The following is an 18,589-nucleotide window of genomic DNA, read 5'->3' on the forward strand; positions in this document are numbered from 1 at the left end:
GGACGGTCGCTCAAAGCGGGTCCCCGTAGCGCTCGCCTTCGGGACGGTCCGTCGCGTACGAGTGCAGCGTGTACCGGATGCGCCGGTCGGAGGTCTCCTCGCGGTCGAGCCGGAAGCCGGGCTCCACGGGCGGGCGCTGCACGATGAACGACAGCGCCGTGGTCTGGCGCCCGTAGTGCGCGTCGTAGGCGTTCAGCCGGACGTAGTGGTTCGGGTACGCCTTGCGGCATTCCTTCACCTCGTAGAGGACGCCGGCGGGGTCGGTGAGGTCGAACATGGGCAGTCCCCACATCTCCCAGTAGGAGTTGCGCGGGTGCGGGTCGTCGGTGAACTCGACCGAGCAGGGCCAGCCCTGGTCCAGGGCGTACGCGATCTGCTTGGCGATCTCGTCGTCGGTCAGCTCGGGCAGGTAGGAGAAGGTGCCTTGGGTGATCCGCATGTCACACGCTCACGGGGGTCTCGACGGCGTCGGGGGTGTCGGTGGAGGCGTAGGTGAAGGTGATGTCGCCCCAGGTGGACAGGGCGATGTCCAGCTCGCGGCTGTGCTTGGCGGCGGCGCGCAGGATGTCGGGGCCCTCGGCGAGGTAGTCGCGGCCCTCGTTCCGCGCCTTGATCATCGCTTCGAGCGCGACGCGGTTGGCGGTGGCGCCGGCGGCGATGCCCATCGGGTGGCCGATCGTCCCGCCGCCGAACTGCAGGATCGAGTCCTCGCCGAGGTAGTGCAGGAGCTGGTGCATCTGCCCGGCGTGGATGCCGCCGGACGCGACCGGCATGCAGCCCGGCAGCGACGCCCAGTCCTGGTCGAAGTACAGGCCCTTCACCGGGTCGGCGGCCGCGTGGTCGAGGCGGAGGGTGTCGTAGTAGCCGCGGACGCTGTTCGGGTCGCCCTCCAGCTTCCCGACGACCGTCCCGGCGTGGATGTGGTCGACGCCCGCGAGGCGCATCCACTTGGCGATGACGCGGAAGTTCACGCCGTGGTTCTTCTGCCGCGTGTAGGTGGAGTGCCCGGCGCGGTGCAGGTGCAGGATGACGCCGTTGCGGCGCGCCCACTTGGCCATCGACTGGATCGCCGTGTAGCCGATCGTCAGGTCGATCATCACGATGACGCTGCCGAGGTCCTTGGCGAACTCGGCCCGCTCGTACATGTCCTCCATCGTCGCGGCGGTGACGTTGAGGTAGTGGCCCTTGACCTCGCCCGTCGCGGCCTGCGCCCGGTTGACGCCCTCCATGCAGTAGAGGAACCGGTCGCGCCAGCGCATGAACGGCTGCGAGTTGATGTTCTCGTCGTCCTTGGTGAAGTCGAGGCCGCCGCGCAGCGCCTCGTAGACGACGCGCCCGTAGTTGCGGGCCGACAGGCCGAGCTTCGGCTTGACGGTCGCGCCGAGCAGCGGGCGCCCGAACTTGCCGAGGTACTCGCGTTCCATGACGATGCCGTGCGCCGGGCCCTGGAACGTCTTCACGTAGTGGGTCGGGATCCGCATGTCCTCCAGGCGCAGCGCCTGCAGCGCCTTGAACCCGAAGACGTTCCCGATGATGGACGACGTCAGGTTCGCGATCGACCCCTCCTCGAACAGGTCGAGGTCGTAGGCGATGTAGGCGATGAACTGGTTCTCCTGGCCGGGGACCTGCTCCACCTTGTAGCACTTGGCCTGGTAGTTCTCGTAGGACGTGAGCCGGTCGGTCCACACGACCGTCCAGGTGGCGGTGGACGACTCGCCCGCGACGGCCGCGCCGGCCTCCTCCGGCGGGACGCCGGGCTGCGGCGTGATCCGGAAGGCGGCGAGGATGTCGCTGTCCTTCGGCTCGTAGTCGGGCTTCCAGTAGCCCATCTCCGCGTAGGGGATCACGCCCGCCGACCATCTGCCCGAACCCATCGCCGATCTCCTTCGCGTGCTGGGCGGGACGCGGCGGCCCGTCCCGCGAAAGGACGGCATGCCCAGGGGAATGGGGGCGGAGCGCCGCGTCCCGGCCACGTGGAACCGTGACGCGATGAGCTTCGCCCCCCGACACTTGCGCTGTCCATCAAGTGTTCTACGGTGATCCTCAAGTGTTCGCTTGAACGAGGAGGCCGGACGTGACGGAGGCGCGGCTGCGGACGTTCGTGGCGCTCGCCGACACCGGGTCCGTGCGGGCGGCGGCGCTCCGGCTGTACGTGACGGAGTCGGCGGTGTCGGCGGCGGTGTCGGCGCTCACCCGCGACCTCGGCGTCCCGCTCGTCCGGCGGGTGGGGCGCGGCGTCCGGCTGACCCCGGCCGGGACCGTCTACGCCGGGTACGCGCGGCAGGTGCTCGGCCTGCTGGAGGAGGGGCGGGCGGCGGCGCGCGGCGCGGCCGACCCGGGACGCGGGCCGCTGCGGCTGGCGGCGGTGACGACGGCCGCCGACCAGATCCTGCCCGAGCTGCTCGCGTCCTTCCGGACGCGCTGGCCCGACGTCGAGCTGACCCTGGAGGTGGGGCATCGGCGGCAGGTGTGGAGCAGCCTCGCCGCCCACGAGGCCGACCTCGTGCTGGCGGGGCGCCCGCCCGCGGACGCCGCCGCGACCGTGCTGGCGACGCGTCCGAACGAGCTGGTCGTGGTCGGCTCGCCGGACGTCGCGGACGGCTTCTCCGCCGCCCGGACGCCGTGGGTGATGCGCGAGCCGGGGTCGGGGACGCGGGCGTCCGCGGACGCCTACCTGGCCGAACGGGAGGTCGCGCCGCCCCGGCTCGTGCTCGGCTCGAACGGCGCGGTGATCGCGGGCGCGGCGGCCGGGCTCGGGGTGGCGCTGGTGTCGCGGGACGCGGTCGGCGCCGAGCTGGCGGCGGGACGGCTCGTGGTGATCGAGATGCCGGGGATGCCGCTCGACCGTCCGTGGCACGCCGTCGGCGGCGCCGCGCCGACCCCGACGACGCTGCTGTTCGTCCGCCACCTGCTGGACGCCCCGGGCTGGACGGCCCCCAAGCAGACGGCTTCCGAGGCCCCCGCTAGGGCAGGCTCCACAGGGGCACCGACAGGAGGACGAGGCTGACGCCGATGAGCGCGACCGCCACCGACCGTCCGCCGTCGCCGCCGCCCGGCACCGCCGCGGGCCGCAGCACGCCGAGGAGGGACCAGCAGAGGCAGAGCACGGCGACCACGTCCATCGCCACGGCGAGCCCGATCACGCCACCATCCCCCCTCGTAGGGGCCAACACTAGGGCATACGCAGGCATGGGCCGGGCGCGCGCGAGGATCCTGCGTGCGGTCGCTCACATCGGTGGGCTAGGGCGCGCGCGGCGGGACGGAAGCACGACAGAATCAGGTTCGGTACAGGTTCATCGTCAGTACCGGGGAAGGGCGCAGCCATGACCACCGACCGTCCGTACGACATCGTGCTGTTCGGCGCCACCGGCTTCACCGGCGCCCTCACCGCCGAGTACCTGGCGGGGCACGCCGACCCGGGCACGCGCTGGGCGCTGGCCGGCCGAAACCAGGCGAAGCTCGCCGCCGTCCGCGACCGGGCCGCCGCGATCGACCCCGCCTGCGCGGACCTCCCGCTGCTGCACGCCGACACGACCGACCCGTCCTCCATCGAGGAGATCGCGAAGTCGGCCAAAGTCGTCATCACGACGGTCGGGCCGTACGTCCAGTACGGCGAGCCCCTCGTCGCGGCGTGCGCGCGCGCCGGGACCGACTACGTCGACCTCACCGGCGAGCCCACCTTCGTCGACCGGATGTACCTGAAGTACCACGACGAGGCGGTCCGCACCGGCGCCCGGATCGTCCACGCCTGCGGCTTCGACTCGATCCCGCACGACCTCGGCGCCTACTTCACCGTGAAGCAGCTGCCTGAGGGCGTCCCGCTGCACGTCGAGGGGTTCCTGCGTGTACACGGCGACGCGTCCGGCGGCACGATCGCCTCTGCGGTCGGCATCTTCGCCGACGTGACCGGCATGATGCGCGCCGAGCGCGAGCGGCGCCGCGTCGAGGGGCGGCCGGAGGGCCGGACGGTCCGGATCTCGCGACGGCCCGCACCGCGCGCGCGGATCGGCGGCGGCTGGACGCTCCCGCTGCCGACCATCGACCCGCAGATCGTCACCCGGTCCGCCGCCGCGCTCGACCGGTACGGACCGGACTTCTCCTACGGCCACTACCTGGCGGTCAAGCGACTGCCCGCCGCCGCCGGGATGGCGGTGGGCTCCGGTGCCCTCCTCGCGCTGGCGCAGCTCCCGCCGACCCGGTCGCTGCTGCTGCGGCTCCGCGCGCCGGGCGAAGGGCCGTCGCCGGAGCGCCGCGCCCGCAACTGGTTCAGCGTGAAGTTCGTCGGCGAGGGCGGCGGGAAGCGCGTCGTGACGGAGGTCGCGGGCGGCGACCCCGGCTACGGCGAGACCGCGAAGATGCTCGCGCAGTCCGCGCTGTGCCTGGCCCACGACGACCTTCCGAAGACGTCCGGGCAGGTCACCACGGCCACCGCGATGGGCGACGCGCTGATCGCGCGGCTCACCGCCGCCGGCATCGCCTTCCGGGTGCTCAGCCGCGGGTAGCGGGCCCGGGGCGGCCGCGGCCCGGGACGGGGATGACCGCCTCGACGGTCGTGCCGACCCCGGGACGGCTGGTCACGGTGACGCGGCCGCCCAGCAGCTCGGCGCGCTCCCGCATGCCGCGCAGGCCGTAGGAGTCGGTGCGCCGGGTCCGCTCCGCGCGCGCGCCCTGCGCGAACACCTCGCGCACCGAGAACCCCGTGCCGTCGTCGGTGACCTTCAGCAGGACCCGGTCGCTCGCGTGCTCCAGCAGCAGGTCCACGCACGTCGCCGACGCGTGCCGCAGGCTGTTGCCGACGGCCTCCTGCGCGATCCGGTACAGCGCGGTCTGCACGTGGTCGGGCAGCTCCTCCTCCAGCTCGCCCTCGACGGTCACGCTGACGTCGAGCACACCGGACGGCCCCGGGCCGTCGCCCGCCTCCCGGGCGAGCGTCGCCAACGCCGCCGACAGGCCGAGGTCGTCCAGCACGGGCGGCCGCAGCCCACCGATCGCCGCCCGCGTCTCCGCCGCCGCCAGCTCGCACAGCTTCCGCGCGATCATGATCTGCGCGAGGCCCTCCGGGTGGTGCTCGGGAAGCGCCCGCTCGGCCGCCGACAGGTGGAAGCCCAGGCTGGCCAGCCGCTGCGCGATGCCGTCGTGGATCTCCCGGCTGAGCCGGGACCGCTCGGCCTCCTGCGCCTCGACGGCCCGTTCCGCGAACCGCTCGGCGGCGTGCTCACGCTCGCGGGCCGCCCGCAGCCGCCGGCACGAGCACAGCACCGGCGCGAACAGCTCGGCCAGCGCGGTCACCAGCGCCACGTCGTCGTCCGGGCACAGGCCTGCGGACCGCACGTCCACCACCGCGATCGTGGTGTTCCCGCTACGGACGGGGATCGCGACGCCTCGTCCGTCCGTGTGCGCGCGGGCACGGCCATGGGCGGCCACCCAGCCCACATCGCCCTCCCCCAGCGGGACGGCCGGGCCCGACCATTCGAGCGCCCGCTCCTCGTCGTCCAGTACGTAGACGTCGCAGAACGTCAGCGCGCGCGCCGACCGGACGACCAACCCCGCCAGCTCGTCGGCCATCCGCGGCAGCTCCCGGTCGGAGCAGGCCACCGCCACGATCCGGACGAGCAGGTCGTTGCCGCGCCCGGCGAGCAGCTCCGCCGGCGAAGGCGACGCAGGCGACCCCGGCGACGGCGACGCCCCCGGCGATCCCGGGAGCGGCGACGACCCCGGTGACGGGGGCGCGGGCGGCGCCGTCACCGGAACAGCCCCTCGCGCAGCGCGACCGCGATCGCCGCCGACCGGTCGGTCACCTCGAGCTTGCGGTACAGCGCCCGCAGATGGCTCTTCACCGTCTCCTCGCTGAGCACCAGCCGGGCCGCGATCGCCTTGTTGGACAGCCCGCCGACCAGCAGCGACAGCACCTCGCTCTCGCGCTGCGTCAGCCCCCGGTTCGCGCCCGGCCAGAACTCGCCGCGGGTCAGCCGGGCCGCCGTCACCGCCATCCGCCCGGCGAGCGTCGGGTCGACGACGGTCTCGCCCTGCGCGACCTCCTCCAGGCGCCGCACGAGCTCCGGGCCGTCCACCCGTTTCAGCAGATAGCCGCCCGCCCCGGCGCGCAGCGCCTCGAAGACGTACTGCTCGTCGTCGTACACCGACAGGAACACCACCCGCGCCTCCGGGACGCGGCCGGTGAGCAGCCGGCACAGGTCGAGGCCGCTCTCCGGGCCGAGCCGCACGTCCAGCAGGACGACGTCGGGCCGCAGCGTGGTGACCAGGCGGGTGGCCTCCTCCCCCGTCCCCGCCTGCCCCACGACGCGCACCCGCCCGGCGAATCCGGCCAGCATCGCCTGGAGTCCGGCGAGGATCATCTCGTGGTCGTCCACCAGGACGACGCGTACGGGGGCGCCCATTCCGGCACGATAACAACCGCTGGCTACTCACCAGTAGCCCCCGTGCGGCGGGGCCTCCCGCGCACTTCACCCCCGCTCTCCCCCGACCGGGGGACGCGTCCGCGCCGGGACCGCCGTACTCTCCCTGTCGAAAACCGGATTCCGCAGGACGGAGGAGCAAGGTGCCCCATCGGATCGTGCATATGCTCCGGGCGCGCGGGTCGGGCCGCCGCCCCGTCATGCTCGCCATCGCCGGGGACAGCGCGGCGGGCAAGACCACACTGACCAGGGGGCTTGTGCAGTGTCTGGGGGCCGAGCGGATGACGGCCGTCTGCGTCGACGACTACCACCGCTATGACCGGGCCGAACGCGCCGGCAAGCCGTTCACGGCGCTGCACCCGGACTGCAACCACATCGACATCATGGAGCAGCACCTCCAGCTGCTGTCGATGGGCGAGCCGATCCTGAAACCGGTCTACGACCACGCCACCGGCGAGCTCGTCCGGCCGGAACTGGTCGAGCCCCGCGACTTCGTGATCGTCGAGGGCCTGCTCCCCCTGCACACCCGGCTCGCCCGCGCCTGCTTCGACATCACCGTCTACCTCGACCCGCCGGAGCCGCTCCGCCACTCCTGGAAGGTCCGCCGCGACTGCGAGAAGCGCGGCTACACCCCCGAGCAGGTGATGGCCGAGCTCGCCCGCCGCGAGCCGGAGAGCGCCGCCTACATCCGGCCGCAGCGCAAGTACGCCGACATCGTCGTGCGGTTCGCGCCCGTCGCGGGCCGGCTCGACCCGCCCGGCACGCCCCTCTCGGCGGAGCTGCTGCTGCGTCCCACGATCGACCACCCCGAACTCGCCGACGTCCTGGACGGCGCGTCCGGCGACGCCGACAAGCTCCTGCACCTGCGCCTGCACCGCGACGACGACGGCCGTCCCGTCGACGCCCTGCACGTGCACGGCTACGTCTCGCCCGAGGAGTCGCAGGTCGTGAAGAAGGCGATCTGGGAGCGGCTCGGCGCCCGCGCCGGGGACGGGCTGCCCGACCCCGACGCGCTGGGCCGCCTGGGCGACGCCGGCACCAGCGACCCCCTGGCGATCACCCAGCTGCTCCTGCTCTACCACCTGCTGGACGCCGACCACCGCCAGGCCGCCTGAGCACGCGGGCCACCGGACTCCGCGGGCGTGCGGGGAGGCCCCGAGGCCTGGACCTGTGCCTCGGGCCGCACGCGCCGCGGCGGCCGGGAGAGCGTCCCCAGCGGGCGCGAGGGGCGCTCTCCCGGTCCTTCTACAGCTCCTGCCAGGGGATCTCCGGGCGGGACGGGGCGACGATCGCGAGCGACTGGCCGCCGCGGACCACCTCGGCCGGGTCGGACGTGAGCCGGAAGCGGGCGTTCGGGCGGTGCGACTCGCCGACGGCGAGCAGCGTGCTGCCGCGCCGCAGCAGGAAGATCGCCACGTCCAGGCGGGGCCACTCGCCGGCGCCCTCGGGCACGTCCACGCGGTACAGGGTGCCGTCGGCGTCGAGGGTGCTGGCGAGGTTGTGGTAGATCGCGGCGACGCCGGGGTTGCGGATCGCGACCGCGACCACGGCGGGGTCGTCGATGTCGACCGGCTCGATGTCCGGGCCGACCAGCGCGAGCGCCTCGGTGATCTCGGCGCGGCGGCCGCCGTCGTGCACGCCCGCCAGCAGGTGGACGGCCGGTGCGCCGTGGCGCCGCAGGTACGCCGAGACGCCCAGCATCACCCGGACGGTCTCGTCGTCGGTGCGGCCGACCACCACGACCGTCCGCGCCGCCTCCAGGCAGGCCCGCTGGTAGGCGGTGTCGTCGAAGGCGACCACGTCGTACAGGTCGGGGTCGGGGTTCTCGCCGGCCAGCTCGCCCGGCCAGAAGACCGTGACGACCGGGGTGCGGGCGAACTCCGGGTCGGCGCGCAGCTGGGTGATGATGGCGCGCAGCCCGTCCCGTTCGTACCCGACGACCACGATGTGCCGCTTGACGTGCAACTGCGCCTGGCCGTTGGCCCGCATCGTCCTGCCCTTCGCCATCCAGAGCGTCAGCTCGGCGAACAGGACGAGCCCCGCGGTGAGCCCGGCCACGATCACGATCACGCCGCCGATCCGGCCGCCCGTCGAGGACGGGTAGAGGTCGCCGTAACCGGTGGAGGTGCCGCTGACGAAGAAGTACCAGATGTAGTTCCACGGCTGCTTGATCTCGGCGCCGGGCTTCTCGCACACCGCGATCAGCAGCCAGCCGATGCCGAACGCCCCGAGCAGCACCAGGGCCGGCGCGCGCCAGGAGCGTGCCGCGACGCGGTGCGCCAGGCGCAGCAGGATGATCGGCATTCGCGCAGCGTGCCAGCAGGCGAAATACCGCGTCAAGCCCGGAATGCCCCGGAATGCGACCACCGTACGTGACGGGATGCGACAGGGTGGCCGGAGGCGGCCACCAGCGGCTCCGCCCGCCTCGCGCGGATCAGCCCGTCACGCGGGGCTCAGCCGGCCGGACCGCGCCGCAGGACGCGGCTCAGCGCCGCCGCGACCTCCTCCGAGAGCCCCCGGTCGTCCCGGGGCCCGGCGTTCGACGGCACCAGGTCGGGCGGGCGGGGATCGTCGCGGACCGCCTCCCGGGTGTGGCCGCAGTCGCGGCACTCGACCTCGCCGAGCCGGCAGACCAGCGCGACGGAACCGCACGCGGCACAGCGGTCGAGATCGTCCGCCCAGTCGTGGGCGGTCTGGCAGCCGGGGCAGACCAGCACCTGATGGTCGGCCTGGACACCGCGTCTCCACGGGCTCGCCCCGCGCACGGGGTCGGTCTGCCGCGCCCCGCAGCGGAAGCAGGGCATCACACCTCCAGGGGTGCGGGGGCCGGAACCGGCCGCGGGACGCCGCCGCGCGGCCGGGACCGGCCCGTTTCGCTCAGAGCCCGGCGAGCGCCTTGCGGTACTCGTCGAGGTCGCGTGCGTCCGGGATGGCGTTCACGACCTTCCAGCGGACCACGCCCTGCGCGTCGATGATGAAGGTGCCGCGGACCGCGAGCCCCTTCTCCTCGTCGAACACGCCGTAGCGCTGCGCCGTCCCGCCGTGCGGCCAGAAGTCCGACAGCAGCGGGAACTGGTACTTCTCCTGCTCGGCCCAGGCGCGCAGCGCGAACACCGAGTCGACCGACACGGCCAGCACCTGCACGTCGTCGCCGCCGAGGGTGGGCAGCTCGTCCCTGATCTGGCACAGCTCGCCCGTGCACACGCCGCTGAACGCCAGCGGATAGAACACCAGGACGACGGTCTTCTCGCCCCGGAAGTCCGACAGCTTCACCGGCGTGCCGTGCTGGTCCTTCAGCTCGAAGTCCGGTGCGCTGTCGCCTACCTCAACCGACAAAGCCTCTCCCGCGGATCGTCCCCGCCCGGGCGGGGGGTGTGGGCGCCCCCACGGGCGTGGGGACGGGCCCAGTCTGCCACCCGCCGCCGGAGCCGGACGGCCCGGCCGCCCGCCGCTCCGGCGGACGTCCCGGGCCGCGCGGCTACTTGCGGACCTTGGGCGCGACCAGCCGCGTTCCGGACCACTCCTTCGCGGCGCTGACGCTGCTCGTCTGCGACAGCCCGGCCGTCTGCGCGGCCTCGCCGATGTCGCTGGGCTCCACGTGCCCGTCCCGGCCCGCCTTCGGCGTCAGCAGCCAGATGTTGCCGCCGCCGGTGAGCGGGATCATCGCGTCGGTCAGGCCCTCGAACAGGTCGCCGTCCTCCTCGCGCCACCACAGCAGCACGATGTCGACCACGTCCTCGTAGTCCTCGTCGACCAGCTCGGTCCCCGTGACGGCCTCGACGGAGCGGCGAAGCTCCTCGTCGACGTCGTCGTCGTAGCCGATCTCCTGCACCACCTGGCCCGGCTTGAGGCCGAGCCGTTCGGCCAGGCTGCGCTCAGACTGCGCCTGACCCGCGGTCGCGCTCACGAAAGTCCTCCCATTGTCGTCAGTCCGCACGGTGTCCCGCGCATTTCTCGTCTCCAGGCCCCGTGTCGGGCGGCCTGCCCGCACCCGTGCGGTTGTTTGCGGGACAGTCCACACAAGTGAGGGCCCCTAGCGCAAGTGTCTTCCCGGCTTTTGGTGGGCTCATTGGCCCGAACACGGCGACCGTCGTCACAGGACCTCCACAGAAAGTGACAACGCGCGGTCATGCCGGGCCCCCGCGACGGGAGGATTCCCCCGCTCGCCCCGTTCATCCCCGGAGAAAGGACAGCCGGACCTGCCGATCCGGGTTGTCCACGTTGAGGTCGACCAGGGCCACCGACTGCCAGGTCCCGAGCGCGAGCCGGCCGTCCAGCACCGGCAGCGTCGCGTACGGCGGGACGAGCGCCGGCATGACGTGCGAGCGGCCGTGCCCCCGCGACCCGTGCCGGTGCCGCCACCGGTCGTCGGCCGGGAGCAGGTCGCCGAGCGCGGCGAGCAGGTCGTCGTCGCTGCCCGCGCCCAGCTCGATGATCGCGATGCCCGCGGTGGCGTGCGGCACGAACACGTGCAGCAGGCCGTCGCCGCCGGCCTCGCCGGCGAACCGCTCGCACTCGGCCGTGATGTCGTGCACGGCCTCCTGCGTCCCGGTGGTCACCCGGACCACGATGCTCTCCATGATCGCAGGTCTACCCGATCCGCGGCGCCGGACGCATCCCGGCGCGCGCGGATCCGGGCGGGCCCGCCCCGTCCGCTACCGGACGGGGTGCCCGGCGGTCTCGCGGGACTCGACGACGGCGTCCGGCCCCGGGTAGACCAGCGTCTGGTGGCCGTCCTCGAACCGGACCACGTACGGCGGGCCGCCGCTCTCGCCGCGGATCTCGATGATCTCGCCGACGCGGTCGTGCTGGCCCACGACGGTGCCGTGGACGTGCAGCAGGTCCCCGATTCGCGCGTTCATGGCTCCCCTCCGTTCTCTGCGAAAAACGGCTCCTCGAAAGGTGCGTACCCCGGTTGACCGGGGAGAATGGTTACCGGTTGGTAGAGATGCGTTAGCCGTCACGAACGACGACGATGGATCACGAAACCAGGCGGTGAGACACCTCCGCCGGGGACCGCGGGACCGCCGAACGGCGGCCGGGTCCCCACCAGCAAAGACGGCAAGCACAGAGGGGATCCCGTGGCTTCCGGACGTCAACGCTTTTCGATCATCAGCGACGGCCTGCCGAGCCAGCTGCCGGACATCAACCCGGACGAGACCCGGGAGTGGCTGGAATCGCTGGACACGGTCATCAAGACCGAGGGCCGCGGCAGGGCGCGGTACGTGATGCTCCGCCTCCTGGAAAGGGCCCGGGAACTGCAGGTCGGGGTCCCCGGGCTGCGGAGCACCGACTTCATCAACACGATCCCGCCGGAGTCGGAGCCCTGGTTCCCCGGCGACGAGCACGTCGAGCGCCGCATCCGCGCCTACATCCGGTGGAACGCGGCGATCATGGTGTCGCGGGCCAACCGCCCCGAGCTCGGCGTCGGCGGCCACATCGCCACCTACGCCTCGGCCGCGTCCCTGTACGAGGTCGGCTTCAACCACTTCTTCCGCGGCAAGGACCACGGCGAGTCCGGCGACCAGGTGTTCATCCAGGGGCACGCGGCGCCCGGCATCTACGCGCGCGCGTTCCTGGAGGGGCGGCTGCCGGAGGAGAAGCTCGACGGGTTCCGGCAGGAGCAGTCGCACCCCGGCGGCGGCCTGTCGTCCTACCCGCACCCGCGGCTGATGCCGGACTTCTGGGAGTTCCCCACCGTCTCCATGGGCCTCACCGCGATCAACTCGGTGTACCAGGCGCGGTTCAACCGCTACCTCTACAACCGGAAGATCAAGGACACCTCCCGCTCGCACGTGTGGGCGTTCCTCGGCGACGGCGAGATGGGCGAGCCGGAGTCGCTCGGCGCGATCGGCCTCGCCGCCCGCGAGGAGCTCGACAACCTCACCTTCGTCGTCAACTGCAACCTCCAGCAGCTCGACGGCCCGGTGCGCGGCAACGGCAAGATCATCCAGGAGCTGGAGTCGTTCTTCCGCGGCGCCGGCTGGAACGTCATCAAGGTCATCTGGGGCCGCGACTGGGACCCGCTGCTCGCCCAGGACGTCGACGGCGTGCTGGTCAACCAGATGAACACCACCCCCGACGGGCAGTTCCAGACCTTCTCGGTGGAGACCGGCGACTACATCCGGGAGAAGTTCTTCGGCGCCGACCCGCGGCTCCGCAAGATCGTCCAGCACCTGTCGGACGACGACCTGCGCAAGCTCTCGCGCGGCGGGCACGACTACCGCAAGGTGTACGCCGCGTTCAAGGCGGCCCGCGAGCACGTCGGCCAGCCGACGGTGATCCTCGCGCACACCATCAAGGGCTGGACGCTCGGGTCCGACTTCGAGGCCCGCAACGCCACCCACCAGATGAAGAAGCTCACCAAGGCCGAACTGAAGGAGTTCCGGGACCGCCTGTACCTCGACATCCCGGACTCGGCGCTCGAGGCGCCGCTGCCGCCCTACTACCACCCGGGCGAGGACTCCGACGAGATCCAGTACATGCGCGAGCGCCGCGCCGCCCTCGGCGGGTTCCTGCCGAAGCGCGTCGTGCGCGCCAAGCCGCTGAAGCTGCCCGGCGACCCGGTCTACAGCGAGCTGAGCAAGGGCTCCGGCAAGCAGAACGTCGCGACGACGATGGCGTTCGTCCGGCTGCTCAAGGACCTGATCAAGGACGAGAACCTCGGCGCCCGGTTCGTCCCGATCGCTCCGGACGAGTACCGGACGTTCGGCATGGACTCGCTGTTCCCCACGTCCAAGATCTACTCGCCGCACGGGCAGACCTACGACGCCGTGGACCGCAAGCTGCTGCTGTCCTACAAGGAGTCCGAAAGCGGCCAGATGCTCCACGAGGGCATCAGCGAGGCCGGGTCGATGGCGTCGGCGATCGCCGCGGGCACCGCGTACGCCACGCACGGCGAGCACATGATCCCCGTCTACATCTTCTACTCGATGTTCGGGTTCCAGCGGACCGGCGACCAGATGTGGGCACTCGGCGACCAGATGGGCCGCGGGTTCCTGCTCGGCGCCACCGCCGGCCGCACCACCCTCACCGGTGAGGGCCTCCAGCACGCCGACGGGCACTCCCCGCTCCTCGCCGCCGCGAACCCCGCGTGCGTCCACTACGACCCGACCTGGGCGTTCGAGCTGGCGCACATCACCAAGGACGCGCTGCGCCGCATGTACGGCTCGTCCGAGGAGCACCCGCAGGGCGAGAACGTCTTCTACTACCTGACCGTCTACAACGAGCCCTACCAGCAGCCCGCCGAGCCCGAGGGCCTCGACGTCGACGGCCTGCTCAAGGGCCTGTACCAGTTCCGGGAGGCGCCGGAGGTGTCCACGGGCAACGGGCAGCCGCCGCGGGCGCAGATCCTCGCGTCCGGCGTCGGCGGCCGCTGGGCCCTGGAGGCGCAGCGGATGCTCGCCGAGGACTGGGGCGTCGCCGCCGACGTGTGGTCGGCCACCTCCTGGAACGAGCTGGCCCGCGAGGCCCGCGAGTGCGACGAGCAGAACCTCCTCGACCCCGAGGCGGAGCAGCGCGTCCCGTACGTCACCCGGACGCTCGACAACGTCGCCGGGCCGATCGTCGCGGTGTCGGACTTCATGCGCGCCGTCCCCGACCAGATCGCGCCGTGGGTGAACGGCGACTTCACCTCGCTCGGCACCGACGGGTTCGGCTTCTCCGACACCCGCGCCGCCGCCCGCCGGTTCTTCCACGTGGACGCCGCGTCGATCGTCCTCGCGGTCCTGACCAGGCTGGCCCGGCACGGCGAGGTCAAGCCGGAGGCGCTGCCCGAGGCGATCCGCCGCTACCGCCTCGACGCCGAGGTCAGCGACGTCTTCGCCGGCGGCGTCGGCAGCGCCGAGAGCAACACCGGCGGCGACGCGTGAGACGGGTGATCGCGGAGGTGTAGGCCGCGATCACCCGCGGAAGGGCCCCGAGGAACGTCCTCGGGGCCCTTTTCAGGCGCCGAGGTCAGGGCGTGGGCGGCGTGAACACGGCGAACCGGTTGCCGGACGGGTCCTGCAGGTGCGCGAACCGCAGGCCGTCGGGCGTCGTCACGCTGGGAACGGCGACGCTGCCCCCGGCCTTCTCGGCCTGGGCGCACGCCGCGTCCACGTCCTCGACGAGGACGAAGAAGACCGCGTGGTTCTGCGACGCGTCCGGCACGCGCGCGACGCCGCCGCTCGGGTGCTCGGCGCCCTCGTAGCTGACGAGGTCGTAGCCGTCGCTCTGCGGGTCGGACGTGAACTTCCACCCGAACATGTCGCCGTAGAAGCGGCGCGCCTCCTCCGGCGCGTCGGTGCCGACCTGGAACCAGGCGACGGTGTTGTATGCGGGAACGCTCATCGTTCTCCTCCTTCGAACGCTGTGGACATCAGCGTCGAGGAGCCCCGCGACAGCCCCCTGTCGGAGTTTCCGAACAAAACGGGGCCGACCGAACGGAACTCCGCCCACACGACCGTGCCCGGACCGTCCGGCCGGTATCCCCAAGCGCGCGCCAAGGCGTCCACGATCCGCAGCCCGCGCCCACTCTCGGCGCCCGTCTCCGCCCTGACCTGCGGACACCCACCGCCCGCACCGTCGTCCGCGACCTCCAGCCGCAGGAAGCCGTCCCCGGCCAGCAGGCTGACCGTCACCCATCCCCCATCGCCCGAGGCCGTGTGGGTGACGGCGTTGCAGACGAGCTCGCTCACGACCGTCACAAGATCGTCCAGGCCGGGCTGGTCCGGGGCCAGCATGTCCCGCAGGAACCGCCGCGCATTCCCGACGGACCGCCGGACACCCGGAAGCGTGAGCGCGCCCACCACGACCAGCACGGGCCCCGTCCCTCTGTTCTCGGGCGCTCCCATCATGCGCCTCCCCTCGATTCGGAAACGCCCGCCACATTCGCCGCTCGCCGGCCTCCCGGTACCGCCTCTGAACGTTCCCCGACTGAACGTTCAACCGGTCACCACTCGGACACGCTCGGTGACATTCTTGAAGGATGCCTTCCGGTACCGCCCCCACCGTCCGCCAGCGCCGGATCGGCTCGGCGCTCCGCAAAGCCCGCGACCGCCACAACCTGACCGTCGCCACCGTCGCCCGCCGCTTCGGCCGCTCCCAGGGCTGGATGAGCATGGTCGAGAACGGCCTCCAGGCCATCGCCCCCGACGAGCTCAGCGACCTCCTCGACCTCTACGGCATCGAGGACGGCCCCCTCCGCGAATCCCTCCTCCACCTCGCCACCCACAAACCCGGCACCTGGGTACGAGAACGAGTGGGCCGAATCTCGGCGGCCGCTCTGGACTTGGCGAGCCTCGAAGAAGACGCCGCCGAGATCCGCAATTTCGAACCGAGCATCGTCCCCGGGCTCCTCCAGACCCCTGACTACGCCCGGAAGATCATCGCAATCGGCCGCGCCAAACACCCGCGTGACGTCAAGACGCTCGTCGACTTCAGACTGTCGCGCCAGGGTGTGCTGAGTCGTCCTGACCCGCCCCGCTACGTGGCGGTCATTGCAGAGGCCGTTCTTCACAACCAGGTCGGCGGCGATCCGACAATTCAGCTTGCGCAGGTTCGACGACTGGCCGGAACCGCCCGGCTCGATCACGTGGAACTCCGCATCCTGCCCAACACGGCTAGCGAGTACCTCGCGCTCATCACCCCGTATCTTCTTCTCTCCTTGCGCCCGCCCGGACGACTCACCGTGTCGGTGTGCGATCTGCTCGGTGAGAGCATCTTCGTGGAGGACGAGGAGAAGGTCGCCTCACACGAGGACACCTTCGAGCAACTGCTCGAAGCGGCGCTCAGCAGAACCGCTTCGATAGAACTCATTGACGAGGTAGCGTCGCAAACATGAAGACCCCCCAGCCGTCACAGGTCCATTGGCGCAAGAGCACCCACAGCGGCGCCGACGAAGGCAATTGCGTCGAGGTCGCCGACCTGAACGGCCGTGTTGGCGTCCGCGACAGCAAGGACCCCGACGCCGGACACCTCACCCTCACCCGCCAGGACTTCGCCGACCTCCTCGCCGTCCTGGGGGCGCGGGGCTGATCAGAGGGATTCGCCGGAGTGGTCTTCCTCCGCGTCGAACCTGCGTTGTTCCTCGTCCCTGCGGATCTCCACGCATTGCTTGCACGTGGCCTCGCGCGTTGCGTCACGGACCTCGTCCGGGGAGACGTACTGGCCGCACAGCGTCTGGATGATGCCGTGCTTGTCCTTTTCCGGCAGGTGGAGCACGGGCTCCTCTGACGCGCTCATGGTCGAGACGTTACGCCGGTCGGGCGAATCGGTGCAGGCCGGACGGGCGTGCGCTCTGTCAGAACGGCAAGGTCAGCAGCCTGTCAGCCAGAGAACCGCCGGGACGCTGAGGGCCACGCCCCAGATACCGGACACCCTGAAGGCAGCCAAGGCGATCCCCAGCCAGGCCACGCGGGTCGGCGCGAGCACGCGTGAGGGTTCTCGGGGTCGTATCTGATCTCGTCGCGGCACCGGGTGCGCCGTGACCCCCCCGGCCGTCGAGAGTGCGAAAGTGAACGATGCGTCGAGGTCGGCCCCGCTTTGCGGGTCGTTCTCGAATCGGGCGCGCACAGTGACGCCCTGCCGCCATGCGATGGCGGCTGCGTGGGTGCGCGTGGTGGGCACGCCCAGGCGCCCTCCCACCGGACGTTGCGGTGGTGGTGATGGGGGGTGGTCAGGCGGCCCAGCCGGTGGGGGGCGGGGGTTCCCAGGCGGAATCGCCTTCCTCTGGTGAGTGCCACGTTCGCGTGGGGTCGCTCGGCCAGGGTGGGTCAGCGGTTCGAGGCGGTGTCCTGGTGGGTGGCAGGAGCCGGTAGACCCAGCGCCCATCCGGATCCTTGCTGATGGCGATCTGGTGGGGCTTGGCGTGCTTGAAGCGGTTGTGCCAGCCGCAGGTGAGGGCGAGCTGGTCGATGTCGGTCGGCGAGTTCCCGAGTGCCCAGCCGTGGACGTGGTCGACCTCGCACAGCGTCCCGGGGATCTCGCACTCCCGTACCGCGCACGACGGATACAGCGCCTCCAGTACCTGACGCTGCGCCGCGCTGGCGAACCGCTGTCGATGTCCCAGGTACAGCGGGGTGTTGCCGCGTCCCAGCAGCAGGGGCGACACCCCTGCCGCAAGCGCGATGCGGCGGGCCTGCGCCGCCGGGATCGGTGTCCCGTCGGTCAACCGTGCCGGTGCGTCGCCGCCGGTCAACGTGTCCAGGTCGCAGAGGACGGTGACCTTGGTGGCCCGGTGCCCGCCCGACAGCACGCTGGACAGCGCCGCCGCCGTCCGCTCCGCCACGTCCCGGCGATCGTCCGGTCCGGCCGGTTTGACCAGGGGCCCGAGGGTGCCGTCCCAGATCGCGGCGTCCTCGGCGTTCAGCCATCCCCTGATGTAGCGGCCGCCGTCCAGCGACCGCGTCGAAGTGATCCAGGACCGCTCGTATCCCCGCTTGACGTCGTCGGGTGCTTGCCCGGTGCCGTCGCGGTCGGCGATGACCTCCCGGATCCGCCGCCCGAACGCGGCCACCTTGCCGGGAGAGAACCCGTCGCCGGCCATCCGCAGGAGGGTGACCTCTGCGGTGGCACAGTCGGTGTCGTCCAGGCGGGTGACCGAGTCGGCGACGGTGGTGGCGTAACCGTAGGACAGGTCCCCGGCTGCCAGCCGCTCAGCCACGTGCGGGAGACGGTGCCGTTGGCGGGCGAGGGTGAGGCGTTCCTTGGCGCGGCTCTCGCGCATCCCGAGGCGTGAGCGCAGCCATGCCCGCGCGGAGGGATAACCCCATCGGCAATGCTCACCCGCGGCGTCGACCCGGCCAATGAACCCGGCGAGCGCACTTTCCTGCATATCGGTCGCGGCGGCGAGGGTTTCGGTGAGTTCCAGGCAGGCGGCGGCTGATTCTGGGACGTCTCTGGTAGCGAGTTCAGTGGCGATGACGGAGAGCGCGTTCACCAATTCCATGGTGGACGCGACCCCAAGCTCGACCGTCACTGATTGCATAGGTAAATAGTACCCTGTGCGACTGACATTCGAGGCCGTTCAAGTCACATTCTTCTCGGTATTTTTTGGCGAGAAAGGCAGCCAAGTTCGAGCCTTCCACCGAAGGAAGTTTTGTGCCTTACGGAGGGGGCGGTGGGGTGGCGCGACCCGGGGGCGGGGCAGGCGGAGCCTGCCCCCATCACCTGCCCAGGGGCCGCAGAGGCTC

The 18,589-nt window shown here is 71.8% G+C and carries 21 protein-coding genes; 6 read left to right on the plus strand and 15 right to left on the minus strand.

Annotation, left to right across the window (positions count from 1 at the left end; translation table 11 throughout):
- Positions 1-10: 10 nt before the first annotated feature.
- Together F9B16_RS24645 and F9B16_RS24650 are read right to left on the minus strand one after the other, a co-directional pair.
- Positions 11-439 carry a ribulose bisphosphate carboxylase small subunit gene (locus tag F9B16_RS24645; RefSeq protein ID WP_151542493.1) on the minus strand — a complete coding sequence of 143 codons (429 nt, stop codon included), beginning with the start codon at positions 437-439 and terminating at the stop codon, positions 11-13.
- A 1-nt stretch (position 440) separates the two neighbouring features.
- Positions 441-1,874, minus strand: coding sequence for a form I ribulose bisphosphate carboxylase large subunit (locus F9B16_RS24650; RefSeq protein WP_151542494.1), 1,434 nt, complete (start codon positions 1,872-1,874; stop codon positions 441-443).
- Between the two features lie 200 nt (positions 1,875-2,074).
- On the opposite strand from F9B16_RS24650, the gene F9B16_RS24655 reads away from it, so the two are divergent.
- Complete coding sequence (locus F9B16_RS24655; protein ID WP_151542495.1) at positions 2,075-3,007, plus strand: LysR family transcriptional regulator; 933 nt, start codon at positions 2,075-2,077, stop codon at positions 3,005-3,007.
- Here F9B16_RS24655 and F9B16_RS24660 read toward each other — a convergent pair.
- The gene (locus F9B16_RS24660; RefSeq protein ID WP_151542496.1) at positions 2,964-3,143 is read right to left on the minus strand and encodes a hypothetical protein; all 180 of its coding nucleotides are present in this window, start codon (positions 3,141-3,143) and stop codon (positions 2,964-2,966) included. The genes F9B16_RS24655 and F9B16_RS24660 overlap by 44 nt on opposite strands.
- A gap of 180 nt (positions 3,144-3,323) precedes the next feature.
- Between F9B16_RS24660 and F9B16_RS24665 the strand changes: the two genes are divergently transcribed.
- Positions 3,324-4,502 (plus strand): saccharopine dehydrogenase family protein, encoded by a 1,179-nt coding sequence (locus F9B16_RS24665; RefSeq protein WP_151542497.1) that lies wholly within the window; start codon positions 3,324-3,326, stop codon positions 4,500-4,502.
- Here the strand turns inward: F9B16_RS24665 and F9B16_RS24670 are convergent.
- Both F9B16_RS24670 and F9B16_RS24675 read right to left on the minus strand, forming a co-directional pair.
- Positions 4,489-5,745 (minus strand): GAF domain-containing sensor histidine kinase, encoded by a 1,257-nt coding sequence (locus F9B16_RS24670; protein WP_225991912.1) that lies wholly within the window; start codon positions 5,743-5,745, stop codon positions 4,489-4,491. The two genes, F9B16_RS24665 and F9B16_RS24670, sit on opposite strands and share 14 nt — an antisense overlap.
- On the minus strand, positions 5,742-6,398 hold the full coding sequence (locus F9B16_RS24675) for a response regulator (protein WP_151542498.1): 657 nt from the start codon (positions 6,396-6,398) through the stop codon (positions 5,742-5,744). Before F9B16_RS24675 ends, F9B16_RS24670 begins: the two co-directional genes overlap by 4 nt.
- Positions 6,399-6,580: 182 nt before the next feature.
- On the opposite strand from F9B16_RS24675, the gene F9B16_RS24680 reads away from it, so the two are divergent.
- Positions 6,581-7,531 carry a phosphoribulokinase gene (locus F9B16_RS24680; protein WP_151542514.1) on the plus strand — a complete coding sequence of 317 codons (951 nt, stop codon included), beginning with the start codon at positions 6,581-6,583 and terminating at the stop codon, positions 7,529-7,531.
- Between the two features lie 130 nt (positions 7,532-7,661).
- Here F9B16_RS24680 and F9B16_RS24685 read toward each other — a convergent pair whose 3' ends face one another.
- The 6 genes from F9B16_RS24685 to F9B16_RS24710 all read right to left on the minus strand — a co-directional run bounded on the left by F9B16_RS24685 (position 7,662) and on the right by F9B16_RS24710 (position 11,278).
- Positions 7,662-8,720 carry a potassium channel family protein gene (locus tag F9B16_RS24685; protein WP_151542499.1) on the minus strand — a complete coding sequence of 353 codons (1,059 nt, stop codon included), beginning with the start codon at positions 8,718-8,720 and terminating at the stop codon, positions 7,662-7,664.
- A gap of 149 nt (positions 8,721-8,869) precedes the next feature.
- Positions 8,870-9,220, minus strand: a complete 351-nt coding sequence (locus tag F9B16_RS24690; RefSeq protein WP_151542500.1) for a hypothetical protein — start codon at positions 9,218-9,220, stop codon at positions 8,870-8,872.
- A gap of 73 nt (positions 9,221-9,293) precedes the next feature.
- On the minus strand, positions 9,294-9,752 hold the full coding sequence (locus F9B16_RS24695; protein WP_151542501.1) for a peroxiredoxin: 459 nt from the start codon (positions 9,750-9,752) through the stop codon (positions 9,294-9,296).
- A 142-nt stretch (positions 9,753-9,894) separates the two neighbouring features.
- On the minus strand, positions 9,895-10,323 hold the full coding sequence (locus F9B16_RS24700; protein ID WP_151542502.1) for a DUF3052 domain-containing protein: 429 nt from the start codon (positions 10,321-10,323) through the stop codon (positions 9,895-9,897).
- A 265-nt stretch (positions 10,324-10,588) separates the two neighbouring features.
- Positions 10,589-10,996: a secondary thiamine-phosphate synthase enzyme YjbQ gene (locus F9B16_RS24705; protein ID WP_151542503.1), complete on the minus strand. Its 408-nt coding sequence runs from the start codon at positions 10,994-10,996 to the stop codon at positions 10,589-10,591.
- 75 nt (positions 10,997-11,071) lie between these two features.
- Entirely contained in the window at positions 11,072-11,278 is a 207-nt protein-coding gene (locus F9B16_RS24710) for a DUF1918 domain-containing protein (protein WP_151542504.1), read from the minus strand.
- A 219-nt stretch (positions 11,279-11,497) separates the two neighbouring features.
- On the opposite strand from F9B16_RS24710, the gene aceE reads away from it, so the two are divergent.
- Positions 11,498-14,287, plus strand: coding sequence for a pyruvate dehydrogenase (acetyl-transferring), homodimeric type (aceE, locus tag F9B16_RS24715; protein ID WP_151542505.1), 2,790 nt, complete (start codon positions 11,498-11,500; stop codon positions 14,285-14,287).
- An 85-nt stretch (positions 14,288-14,372) separates the two neighbouring features.
- Here aceE and F9B16_RS24720 read toward each other — a convergent pair whose 3' ends face one another.
- Positions 14,373-14,747 carry a VOC family protein gene (locus F9B16_RS24720; RefSeq protein ID WP_151542506.1) on the minus strand — a complete coding sequence of 125 codons (375 nt, stop codon included), beginning with the start codon at positions 14,745-14,747 and terminating at the stop codon, positions 14,373-14,375.
- Complete coding sequence (locus tag F9B16_RS24725) at positions 14,744-15,253, minus strand: ATP-binding protein (protein WP_151542507.1); 510 nt, start codon at positions 15,251-15,253, stop codon at positions 14,744-14,746. Before F9B16_RS24725 ends, F9B16_RS24720 begins: the two co-directional genes overlap by 4 nt.
- Positions 15,254-15,384: 131 nt before the next feature.
- Between F9B16_RS24725 and F9B16_RS24730 the strand changes: the two genes are divergently transcribed.
- Positions 15,385-16,239 carry a helix-turn-helix domain-containing protein gene (locus tag F9B16_RS24730; protein ID WP_151542508.1) on the plus strand — a complete coding sequence of 285 codons (855 nt, stop codon included), beginning with the start codon at positions 15,385-15,387 and terminating at the stop codon, positions 16,237-16,239.
- Positions 16,236-16,433: a DUF397 domain-containing protein gene (locus F9B16_RS24735; RefSeq protein ID WP_151542509.1), complete on the plus strand. Its 198-nt coding sequence runs from the start codon at positions 16,236-16,238 to the stop codon at positions 16,431-16,433. Before F9B16_RS24730 ends, F9B16_RS24735 begins: the two co-directional genes overlap by 4 nt.
- Here the strand turns inward: F9B16_RS24735 and F9B16_RS24740 are convergent, their stop codons facing one another.
- Positions 16,434-16,640, minus strand: a complete 207-nt coding sequence (locus tag F9B16_RS24740; protein ID WP_151542510.1) for a hypothetical protein — start codon at positions 16,638-16,640, stop codon at positions 16,434-16,436. It abuts the gene before it with no gap.
- Between the two features lie 433 nt (positions 16,641-17,073).
- Complete coding sequence (locus tag F9B16_RS24745; protein ID WP_264159778.1) at positions 17,074-18,204, minus strand: HNH endonuclease signature motif containing protein; 1,131 nt, start codon at positions 18,202-18,204, stop codon at positions 17,074-17,076.
- Between the last annotated feature and the right edge of the window lie 385 nt (positions 18,205-18,589).

Source organism: Actinomadura montaniterrae, assembly GCF_008923365.1.
GTDB lineage: Bacteria > Actinomycetota > Actinomycetes > Streptosporangiales > Streptosporangiaceae > Spirillospora > Spirillospora montaniterrae.